This window comes from Streptomyces sp. NPDC025793 (assembly GCF_055558375.1).
This window is the reverse complement of sequence record NZ_JBVHMR010000101.1, coordinates 1-10,664: the sequence shown is the minus strand read 5'-3', so window position 1 is coordinate 10,664 and position 10,664 is coordinate 1. Positions and strand designations below refer to the sequence as shown.

Here is a 10,664-nt window from a genome sequence, read left to right as displayed (position 1 = left end):
GACCAGAGTTCGTCAGGAACCAACCGCTGCGACAAACCAACACCCATGGCAAGACATCATGCCGCACCCATCCCGCACCACGTGAGACAAGCTCTGAATGGGCAGTCAATGCCCTTCTGTAAACGGCGCGTTACGTTCGTGCGAAATCAAGCCAGGGAGGCCCGGAATGGTCATCTTCCACGCACGATGTGTCCTGCAAAGTGCCAGCTCAGACGTAGGGAGACCCCGTGAATCCGGTCTGGTTCACTTTCCTGAACGGCTCGGACATCGAACAGCTCGGGCTGACCGACATCGAGATACTCGACGCCGTCGAGGACGGGCTGCGCGCCCAGGGCCTCGGAGAAACGGTCATCGAACCGCGCGTCCACCTCATGCCCGATCCGGCATTCAACGGCCAATTCAATGTCCTGCGCGGCTACATCGCGCCGCTCGCGCTGGCCGGGGTCAAGATCGTGGGCGACTATGTCGACAACTGCAAGCAGGGTCTGCCCTCCGAGATGGCGCTGCTCAACCTCTTCAACCCCCGCAGCGGCATGCCTGGGGCCGTGCTCGACGCCACCGCGATCACCGAGACGCGCACCGGGCCCTCACCGCATTCGGGGGCACGTCACCTGGCCCGTCCGGACGCCAAGGTGCTCGGCCACATCGATGCCCGCGCCACCTCGTACCGGAACGTCCGGCTGCTCGACCGGATCTTCGACCTCGACGAGACACGCGTCCACTCGCGCCGCCCCGAGAGCCGCGAGGCTTTCGCCGAGCGTCTGCAGCGAGAGCTCTGCAAGCCCGTGATCGTCACCGAGGACTGGATGAGCTGCGTGGAGGGCGCGGACATCGTGGTGGAGGCGTCCCGCCTGGAACGCCCGGAGCCGCTGCTGAAGACCGAGTGGATCGCCTCCGGCTCGCTGGTCGTGCCCTACGGGGTGCACAGCGCCGTCGAGTTCGACCTCACGGACATCATGGACAAGATCGTGATGGACGACTGGGGCCAGGCACACGCCGGCCCGTTCGGCGCGCTGCGCCGGCACGTGGACTCCGGCAAGCTCAACAAGGGCAACCTGCACGGGCAGTTGGGCGAGATCGCCGTCGGCAAGAAGCCCGGCCGCGAGAGCGCGGAGGAGACCAACCTGTTCTGGCACCGCGGCCTCTCCCTCTCCGGCATCGCGCTGGGCGCGGCCATGCTGAGGAAGGCCGAGGAGCGCGGGTCTCGGTCAGAAGCTGCGGTTCTCATGACGGGGATCGCCGTCGACGGGAAAACGTTGTCCTACGACGATGTCGTCGCCGTCGCGTGCCACGGCGCCCAAGTCGCCTTGGCGGGAGAGGTGTTGCCCAGCCTGGAGCGCGAACGGGCCGTCGTGGACGACGTGGTCGACCGCCGGGTGCCGACGTACGGTCTGACGACAGGTCTGGGCACCCGCTCGTCATACGCGCTGCCACGCGCCGAACTGGCGCTGTTCAGCGTGCGTACGGTCCGAGGGCGCGCCAACGCGGTCGGCGAACCGCTGGCGATCCCCGTCGTACGCGCCGCCGTCCTCGCCCGCGTCAACGGCATCGCGGGCGGCGGCAGCGGGGTGCGGCCGGAGATCCCGCGGCTGCTCGTCGACATGCTCAATTCGCGGGTGCATCCGGTGATCCCCGAGGTGGGCTCGATCGGCGCCTCCGATCTGTGCCAGATGGCCCATGTCGGTCTGGTGGTCATCGGCGAGGGCACCGCGGAGTTCGGCGGCGAGGTGCTCGACGGCGCCACGGCACTGCGCCGGGCCGGTCTCACCCCGGCCGCACTGGGCCCGAAGGACGGGCATGTGCTGTGCGGCGCAAGCCCGTTGGCCGCCGGGCAGGGTGCGCTCGCCCTGCACGAGGCTCCCTTGCGCACCGTCGTCTCGCTCACCCCCGCGGCACGCGCGACGGCCCTCACCCCGCCATGCCCCAGCAGCCGGGCCTCGGAGGCCAGCGCCAGCCGCTGCTGCCGCTCATTCAGATGGGGAAACAACACCCCGCTTCTCAGGGCGAGTTGGTCACGAACCTCGCTCAGTATGCGCATACCACACCAACGACAGAAACACCGCGAATCAACGTGTTGATTCTCTACGATCCCTTAGCTTGACGTTTATCGTCCGTGGTCGAACACGGCCTCGAACTTGCCGACGTCTTCGTCTGAGTGTCTGACATGAGAGCGGCCTTCGCCTGATCCTGTGCTCCGTCACAGAGGCACTTGACCAGTACGAAGGCCGTAGCAATGAGTCTGCTGCAGCGGGATGTCCCGCGGGATGCGTTTGCTGAACTGTCATGCTTCCGGACGGAGTTCTACGCCTGTCTGACCCAGCGGCCCGACGCCTTGTTCGAGCTGAGTGACGCCTTGCTGTGTTCGGACGGCCCGGTGAAGACGCTGGTCGAACTGTCCCTGGCACCTGAACATCGGCGCGGGCATGGCGCGTTGTACGGCGGGTTGAACCGTGGGCGTCTTGACGTGTCTCGGTTGCGTAGGGCGCTGGCAGGGTTACCGCTTCCCCGGACGACGGAGGGGCGGCTGGTCCTGGCGGTCGATGTGAGCAACTGGCTGCGGCCGGATGCGAATACCAGCCCGGACCGGTTGTTCTGTCACACATACGGTCGGGGCAGGGGCTCGGCCCAGATGATTCCCGGGTGGCCCTACTCTTTCGTCGCTGCCCTGGAGCAGGGTCGGACGTCGTGGACCGCCGTGCTGGACGTGGTCCGGCTGTGTCCGTGGGACGACATCATCGCCGTCACCGCCGCCCAGGTGCGGGAAGTTTTCCAGCGGTTGTATGTGGCAGGCCAGTGGCGGATTGGCGACCCGCCCGTTCTGGTTGTTGTCGATGCTGGCTATGACGTGACTCGCCTGGCTTTCCTGCTCGCGGACCTGCCCGTTGAGCTGCTGGGCCGGATGCGTTCGGACCGCGTCCTGTACTTCCCTCCCGAGCCGGAGCCGGCGGGCAAACGCGGCCGCAAGCCCAAGCGCGGGGCGGAGTTCGCGTTCGAGGATGCAGCCACTCAGCCAGTCCCGTCCGTGACCACGGTGACTGAGACCACCCACTACGGGAAGGCCGTCGCTACAGCCTGGGACCGCCTGCACCCGCTGCTGGTTCGGCGCTCGGGGCTGGGCCGACTACCCCGAAGGAGAGCTGCCGGTCATCGAAGGCACTGTCATCCGTCTTCAGGTCGACCGTCTCCGTGGAGAGCGCAGCCCCAGGCCGGTCTGGCTGTGGTGGTCGGTCACCACAGCTACTGCTGGAGATGTGGACCGGCTCTGGCAGGCGTTCCTACGCAGATTCGATCTTGAGCACACCTTCAGGATGTTCAAGCAGACCTTGGGGTGGACCACTCCCAAACTCCGCGAGCCGACCGCCGCCGATCGCTGGACCTGGCTCGTCGTTGCCGCACACACCCAACTCCGTCTTGCCCGGCCTCTCGCAGAAGACCTCCGCAAACCCTGGGAGCGGCCAGCACGTCAAGAGCGCCTCACACCCGCACGTGTCCGTAGAGGATTTCGCCGCCTCCACAGGAAAGCCCCTCAGCCGGCCAGCGCACCGAAACTCACCACTGCAGGCCCCGGTCGGCCAACCGGCATGAAGAACAAGCACCGTGCACGCGAGCACCCCGTCGGAAAACAGGACAGACCGAACCTCGCGACAGCTATCAAAAGCAGCAAAGCTGCATAAACGTCAAGCTTAGCCAGGGCCCAACAGGACGCAGTCTGGAACCGCACCCGCGCCCACTACCGGCTCCATGCGGAGTTGTCGGGGAAATATATCCGCCTATCTAAAGAGCTAACCCTACACCTTTGACCAGTGAAAACTAGCCAATATTTTTCCTTCGTGGGGTTATTCATAGAGCTCTCATTTCCCTCCCTCATAGTCAGCTGCACAGCGGCTGTAAACCTGCCACAGCATCGACGAGAATGAGGTGCAGCGTAAATGACCGACGCCCACATGGACCGAGAGGCGGACCGGCGCAGCTTCATGCGCAGGGTCTTCGTCGCAAGCGGCGCCGCGGCGTTCACCGCGATGGACGGCGAGGGCGGGATCGCGTTCGCCGACGATGCCTCCGTTGCCTCTCCCTCCGCCGGTGGCAGCTCTACCCCGTCCCCCAGCGCCGGCTCCACGCGTGCGCCGGGCGGCGGCGGTGGCACCCTCGGCGGTCAGAACAACGCCGAGGACTTCTATGGTCTGACCGCCGACGGCAAGCAGATCGACGACCTCTTCACGATCCACTCCAGGAGCGTCGACACCGCGCCGGTCGTCGTGGCCGCGCAGGCCTTCCTGGCCGGACTCACCGACACTCAGAAGAAGGCCACGCAGTTCAGCGTCCGCTCCACCGAGTGGCGGCAGTGGAGCAACCTCGATCCGGGCAGCTTCAAGCGGCGGGGCATATCCCTGGCCGACCTGACGGATCACCAGAACACGCTGGCCACAGCCCTGTTGAAGGCGGCGCTGAGCGCGGACGGCCTCCAGACCACCGAGAAGATCCGCCGTATCAACAACGCGGCCGGTGAACTGCTCGGCAAGACAGACAACTTCAACGACGTCCTCTTCTACTGGACCGTGATGGGCACCCCGTCGACCACCGAGCCGTGGGGCTTCCAGCTCGACGGCCATCACCTGGTCGTCAACTACTTCGTACTGGGAGGGCAGGTCGTGATGAGCCCCTGCTTCTGGGGCTCGGAGCCCACCTCCCTCGAGATCGACGGCGAGACCGTCTCGGTCTGCCAGGAAGAGGTGCAGGCGAGCCTGACGTTCATCCAGTCGCTCAGCGCGGACCAGCAGAAGACCGCGATCGTCTCGGAGACGAAGGCGAACGAGGACATGAAGGCGGGCGCCTTTGCCGACAACGCGATACTGGCGTACGCCGGCATCCGCGCCACCGAGCTGACCGCGGTCCAGAAGCGGAAGCTCCTCTCGGTCGCCGAAGCCTTCGTGGACCGCGCGAAGGCGGACGCCGCGAAGGTGCGGATGGCCGAGATCCGCGCCCACTTGGACGACACCTACGCCGCCTGGATCGGCGGCACCGGCGACGACGACCCCTTCTACATGCGGGTGCACAGTCCCGTCCTCTGGATCGAGGTCGACTGCCAGGCGCCGGGCCCGCTCGGCGGCGCGTACGGCAAGACACGGGCGGACGGCCCGACCCAAAAGCACGTCCACTCCGTCATCCGCACGCCCAACGGCAACGACTACGGCCGGGAACTGCTGCGCCAGCACTACCTCTCCTCCCCGCACCACCAGTGAGCCGAACGGGCCCGTCAATGAGCCGTGACGGGCCTGTGAAATGGACACGACAGCGCTGGTACGCGGCGCGGAGCATGACCTGCGGATCGCCTTGGCCAGGCCGCTGTGGTGATCCGCGATGACCAGGCGCACCCCGCTCAGGCCGCGCCCGCGCAAGGAGCGCAGGAACTCGGACCAGAATGCCTCGGTCTCGCTGTCGCCGGCAGCGGTCCCGATCAGCCGTACAGGGCCTGCTCGGCCCAGATCGTCTTGCCGCGCGCGCCGTAACGAGTGCCCCAGCTTTGTGTCAGTTGGGCCACCAGATACAGGCCGCGCCCGCCCTCGTCCGTTTCCTCAGCTCTCCTGACGTGCGGGGAGGTGCTGCTGCCGTCGGAGACCTCGCAGATCAGGTTGCGGTCGCGGATGAGCCGCAGGGTTATGGGCTCGCTGCCGTAGCGGATCGCGTTAGTCACCAGCTCGCTGACCACCATCTCGGTGACGAATGCCACCTCCTCAAGTCCCCATTGCTCAAGCTGCTGGGTCGCCAGCTTGCGCGCCTGCGCGACCAGTTCCGGGTCCCCCGCGAAACTCCAGGTCGCGTGGTGGTCCTCGGGCAGTCCTTGTGGCCGGGCTACCAGAAGGGCCATGTCGTCCCGGCCGTGCTCCGGAAGGAGACGGCCGACCAAAATGTTGCACACCTCTTCTGCGGTGGAAGAGGGTGGTGTCTCTGACAGTGTGTCGCGCAGCAGGTCCAGCCCCGTGCCGAGGTCCCGCTCCCGAGACTGCACCAGGCCGTCGGTGTACAGGACCAGCAAGTCTCCGTCCGCGAGTTCGACCTCGGACGACTCGAAGACGGCGCCGCCCAGGCCCAGGGGCGGACCCTCGGGCAGGTCGGCGAAGGACACCTTCCCGTCCGCGGACAGCACCGCCGGGGGCGGGTGCCCGGCGCGCGCCATGACACAGCGCCGGGAGACCGGATCGTAGACCGCGTACAGACAGGTGGCTCCTGCCGCGGCACAGCGCTGGAGGTCCTCGGCGCCTCGTTCGTCGAGAAACCGGTTCATCTGGTCGTCGAGATGGATGAGCAGTTCATCCGGGGCCAAGTCGAGGTCCGCCAGAGTGCGCACTGCGGTCCGCAGGCGGCCCATCGTGACTGCGGAGTGCAGGTCGTGGCCCATGACATCGCCCACCACCAGCGCCACGCGTGCTCCCGACAGCGGGATCACGTCGAACCAGTCGCCGCCCAGACTTGTGTGCCCGCTGGCAGGCAGGTACCGCCAGGCGGCTTCCACCGCCGTGGGAGACGGCAGGCGCTGCGGCAGCAGGCTGCGCTGAAGGGCGAGTGCTGTCGCCCGTTCCTGACCGTAGCGGCGCGCGTTGTCCACGCAGACCGCCGCTCTCGCCACGAAATCCGTGGCCAGCAGGACATCGTCGACCTCGAACCGGCGGGGGTTTTGGAACCGCACGAATACCGCTGTGCCCAGCGCGGCGCCACGGGCGAACATGGGGACCAGCAGCCAGGAGTGGACCCCCAGCTCCCTCGCCAGCGCGGCTTGTTCTGGTACGAGCGCGGCATCCAGTTCGTCGCCGCTCAGCAGCACCGACTCCCCGCGTGTGAGCGCCTCGGTGAACGGCGAGCCGGGCACCGTTGAGAACCTGTCGATCTCCCCCTCCGCTACCGCCTCCGGTAGTACCCCTTCCCGGAGCACGCTGCGGTGCGCGGCCCGGCGCAGCACCATCGCCTCCGGCGGCTGACCGGGCACCGGCTCCTCGCCACCGAACACGCGGTCCAGCAGGTTCACGTAGGCGCAGTCGGCGAACTGCGGTACGGCGATGTCAGCGAGCTCGCGCGCTGTGCGGGTCAGATCCAAGGTGCGGCCGATGCGTGTGCTCGCATCGTTGACGAGGGCCAACCGCTCCCGGGAACGGGCCTCTTGGGTGACGTCGAACACCGCGTGAGCCAGCGCTATCACCGCGCCGGTGCGGTCCTTGAGCGGGAGGATGGACTCTGCCCAGACGAATTCCCGGGGTGGGCCACCCGCCACGATGCGGCCGGCTACCTCCGTGTGAATGAGCGCTTGTCCGCTGTCGAGAACCTGCCGCTGCCGGGCTTCGAAGGCGTCCATGTCCAGGAAGCCCGGAGGCGCCATTTCACGCATCGTGCGCCCGGCGAAATCGCTGCCCCGGAACACTCCGGAACGGCGGTTCGTCTCGTTGTGCGCCACGAACCGCAGCCTGGTGTCAAAGACATCGATAGAGAACGGAGACTCGGTAAATAGCCCTCTAAGCAGTGCCTGGCCGAACTCGTAGGTTCGGATGGTCTCGGCGCTGGCGGCCTGGAACAGCCACGAAGGCTCCCCCGCCGCCGAGGTCATCGGGCGGGCCCACACCTCGGCATCGATACGCTTCCCGCTACTGTGCCGCAGAGCCACCGGCCCGAGCCGCCGGGTTTCTGCTTCCGCGCAGCGCTGCAGGAAGGCGGCGTCTGTTCGGCTGTGCAGGAGGTCCGTGGCCGGACGCCCCAGGATGTCCTTCGCGTGGTAGCCGAGCAGTTCCACGGCTCCGGTGCTCCACCCCGCCACCCTGCCGCTCGCGTCCACCAGGACATCGGCCTCTGCCCCGAGCTCGGGCAATTCGTTGGAGTCCCAATGGAAGCTGAGGTCGCGCATCCCGTCGCTCCTGCGCTTGGGCAAATGGTGCCCGGCAGCCAGAAATGGTGCCAGATGTGAAATTAGCACAATGTCCGTTCTTTGGTGAGACTTCGCTTGGCCGGCCTCGTCCACTGCGTCGGGCTGCTCCGCGTCAGGGGATGAGTCGGTTGTGTCATGAAGCGAACATCTCCAGTGCGTCCTGGTCCAGGCCCCACCGCCAGGCGGTCGCGGTGCCTTCGAGTACGTTCAGGATCTGCGTGGCTTCGACGAATCGGCGGGTGCAGACAAGGGCGAAGGCGAGCAGGTTCGGATCGGTCAGAGCTGCTGTGTGGATGACCGCCCCGGGCCTGTGCCAGTGCTCGGGCACCTGCTTGAGTACGTGCCGTGAGTCCACCCGCGCCGACTACTGATGGATGCGCGGAGCCTCGATCTCACCCTGGGGCAGCGTATGGTCTTGTCTATGTGTGCGGCGAGTTCCACCCCGGTCACCGGGAGCGTAAGTAAGAGGGTGCGCTTCGCAGCCCGTCGAATTCCAGGATCTGTCCTTTTGAGTCGCACTCGAAGGGACGGATATCGCAGCGCTTGGAGATCCGCTTCCACGGATCGCGCGATTTGATCTCCCGCCGTACGGGCGCCAGTGCGGGTGTAGGGCGTTGCTGCAGACGCAAGACGGCCAGAAACACTACCCATGGTGTCGGGTCGGTTGGTGCGAGCTCTGCTGCCCGGCGGCAGCTGTTCATCTCGCCCCGGCATCGGCGAATGAGCCGTCCTCGTGGGCATGGGCCAGGTCCGACCAGGCATGGAGTGACGGCGTTGTGCTCCCGGGGGCGTTGCCTGTGTCACGTTCTGAGGGTGGCCCGTTCCGCTGTTTCGGCGAGTACGCCGATCCGGTGGGCGCGGCGGTCCCGGCTGATCCAGAAGTTTTTCCATGAGAGCAATGGCGATATTGGACTGTCCACGGGAGGCGGGAGTGCTCGGGTGCCGGCAGACCTGCCCGAGGGCTGCGGCGTCCAGTTCCGAACGCAGGCGGGGTGATCTTCTTCGGCATTGCCCGAGCAGGGTCATGAGAAATGGGGATTTTCCTTGCAGTCGGTCCGCGGCGAGGGTAGAGGCCAGGGTTGGCTGGGCGTGTTGCCGACTTCTCGTCGGTCACGTGGCGTCACCAGCGTTATGCCTCATCGTTCGACAGCGAAGGGTGCGCGGTAGGACGTCATACGGGGACTGGTCGTGTCAGGCAGGTGGCCCGGCGGGATGTCCTGTCCGCGGTCGGAGCCGGTGAGGGGATGACTGATGCTCGCGATGTCGATGCCCTGGCCGACGAGTGGCTTGGCCGGTTGATACATCTGCGGCGGTTGTATGCACTCACGGTGGGGCTCCTCGGGAGTGGGGGGAGAGCCATCACTCCACTCAGCGCTGTGCGGCATCGAGCCTGGTGGGCGAGGCGTCAGAGGCGTACATCATTTGGCCGCAAACGATATGACTGACGGGGTACGCACGCAACCGAATCGGCATGATGTCTTGGCCGGATACGCCCCCTCGCGGAGGCGAGTCGAGACAGGTGACGTAAGTTTAGCGGCAAACAAACGTTCAGTCGGCGGCTGCCGGAGCGCCGCGCGCAACTAGTACTCCAGCCGTAGTTTGGTATCCGGGCTGGTCAGCGGCCTGGTGGCGTGGAGTGTAGCGGTGCGCCAGGTGGGCGGGACGAACTTCCCCACCGCGTTGCGGCGAAGAGGCAGCCGCGCCGTTCGTAGTGACTCTGGCGGGCGCGTGCCTGGTGGCGTCGTCTCCATCGTGACTGAGCTGCCCCGAGTTTCGTGGAGTCCGGCGATCTTGTTTCAGGGGGACTGCGGGGTATGGGCCCTGAGCAGGCCGGAGACCGGCGGGGAGACACTGCGGGCCGCGCTCAACGCGCTGGCCTCGGCGGATTCCGAGTGGCTGGCGAGCTGGGTGCCGCCGGAGTGGTTCGACCGCTACGAGCACCGGGCCGAGGACTACCGTCTACCCAAGGGCAAGCAGCCCCGCGAGCAACACGCCGAACTCGTCGGCACCGACGGGACGCGTCTGTTTGAGGAGGTCTACGCACCGTCGGCACCCGGCGGGCTGCGAGACATCGAAGTGAGGTTCCCCCGAGATGCGGAGTGTGCTGACAGAGGGTCAGATGGTTCTCATGAGAGGAACATCGACCATGGCCGCCCCCAGAAAATACCCGCTGGAGTTGCGTGAGCGTGCGGTACGGATGTACCGGACCTCCGACCCGAAGCCGCAGATCAAGAAGCTGGCTGTTGATCTCGGCGTGCATCCCGAGGCCCTGCGCGGCTGGATCCGGCAGGCCGAGGCGGATGCCGGCGAGCGCGATGACCGGCTCACCACCGACGAGCGGGCCGAGCTGGTGGCCCTACGCAAGGAGAACGCCCAGCTCAAGCGGGCCAACGACGTCCTGCGGACGGCCTCGGCTTTTTTCGCGGCGCAACTCGACCCGACCCGGCCCAGGTGACGGCGCTCCTCGACGAGCATCCCCGCCTGGGAGTCGAGTGCGTCCTGCGGGAACTGCACATCGCCTCCTCCACCTACTACCGCTGGCGCCGCGCAGAGAAGGAACCGTGCGAACGGCGGCGCCGCGACGTCGAACTGACCGGGCGGATCAAGGAGATCCACGCGCAGTCCGGCGGCAATTACGGCTCGCCGCGCGTACACGCCGTCCTCAGTGGGCGTTAAGTCCGTTTCTGGTAGCGGCCTCGTCCGGGTTGGGTGAGGAAGCCTTGGCGGACGAGGCGTCCGAGGCGGCTGCGGGTGA

Annotated in this window: 6 protein-coding genes and 4 pseudogenes; 6 read left to right on the top strand and 4 right to left on the bottom strand. The window is 66.7% G+C overall.

Annotated features, from left to right (window positions below):
- Positions 1-227: 227 nt before the first annotated feature.
- Positions 228-1,802: pseudogene (locus ACZ4MF_RS48025) on the top strand (aromatic amino acid lyase); the annotation flags it as partial.
- 56 nt (positions 1,803-1,858) lie between these two features.
- On the opposite strand, the pseudogene ACZ4MF_RS48020 reads toward ACZ4MF_RS48025, so the two are convergent.
- A pseudogene (locus ACZ4MF_RS48020) lies at positions 1,859-2,038 on the bottom strand (ISAzo13 family transposase); the annotation flags it as partial.
- 195 nt (positions 2,039-2,233) lie between these two features.
- Between ACZ4MF_RS48020 and ACZ4MF_RS48015 the strand changes: the two are divergent.
- Both ACZ4MF_RS48015 and ACZ4MF_RS48010 read left to right on the top strand, forming a co-directional pair.
- A pseudogene (locus tag ACZ4MF_RS48015) lies at positions 2,234-3,674 on the top strand (NF041680 family putative transposase).
- Between the two features lie 255 nt (positions 3,675-3,929).
- Entirely contained in the window at positions 3,930-5,240 is a 1,311-nt protein-coding gene (locus tag ACZ4MF_RS48010) for a DUF3500 domain-containing protein (RefSeq protein WP_467500664.1), read from the top strand.
- Positions 5,241-5,277: 37 nt separating this feature from the next.
- On the opposite strand, the pseudogene ACZ4MF_RS48005 reads toward ACZ4MF_RS48010, so the two are convergent.
- From ACZ4MF_RS48005 to ACZ4MF_RS47995, 3 genes and pseudogenes are all read right to left on the bottom strand, one after another.
- A pseudogene (locus tag ACZ4MF_RS48005) lies at positions 5,278-5,453 on the bottom strand (transposase); the annotation flags it as partial.
- A 2-nt stretch (positions 5,454-5,455) separates the two neighbouring features.
- The gene (locus ACZ4MF_RS48000) at positions 5,456-7,888 is read right to left on the bottom strand and encodes an ATP-binding SpoIIE family protein phosphatase (RefSeq protein ID WP_467500662.1); all 2,433 of its coding nucleotides are present in this window, start codon (positions 7,886-7,888) and stop codon (positions 5,456-5,458) included.
- Positions 7,889-8,042: 154 nt separating this feature from the next.
- Positions 8,043-8,264 carry a hypothetical protein gene (locus tag ACZ4MF_RS47995; protein WP_467500660.1) on the bottom strand — a complete coding sequence of 74 codons (222 nt, stop codon included), beginning with the start codon at positions 8,262-8,264 and terminating at the stop codon, positions 8,043-8,045.
- Between the two features lie 1,397 nt (positions 8,265-9,661).
- Between ACZ4MF_RS47995 and ACZ4MF_RS47990 the strand changes: the two genes are divergently transcribed.
- Genes ACZ4MF_RS47990 through ACZ4MF_RS47980 form a run of 3 tightly spaced genes read left to right on the top strand, consistent with a single transcriptional unit; the run spans position 9,662 to position 10,585 of the window.
- Positions 9,662-10,093 (top strand): hypothetical protein, encoded by a 432-nt coding sequence (locus ACZ4MF_RS47990; protein WP_467500659.1) that lies wholly within the window; start codon positions 9,662-9,664, stop codon positions 10,091-10,093.
- Entirely contained in the window at positions 10,056-10,364 is a 309-nt protein-coding gene (locus ACZ4MF_RS47985) for a transposase (protein ID WP_467500657.1), read from the top strand. Before ACZ4MF_RS47990 ends, ACZ4MF_RS47985 begins: the two co-directional genes overlap by 38 nt.
- The gene (locus ACZ4MF_RS47980) at positions 10,361-10,585 is read left to right on the top strand and encodes an IS3 family transposase (protein WP_467500656.1); all 225 of its coding nucleotides are present in this window, start codon (positions 10,361-10,363) and stop codon (positions 10,583-10,585) included. The genes ACZ4MF_RS47985 and ACZ4MF_RS47980 overlap by 4 nt, the downstream gene beginning before the upstream one ends.
- Positions 10,586-10,664: the final 79 nt, after the last annotated feature.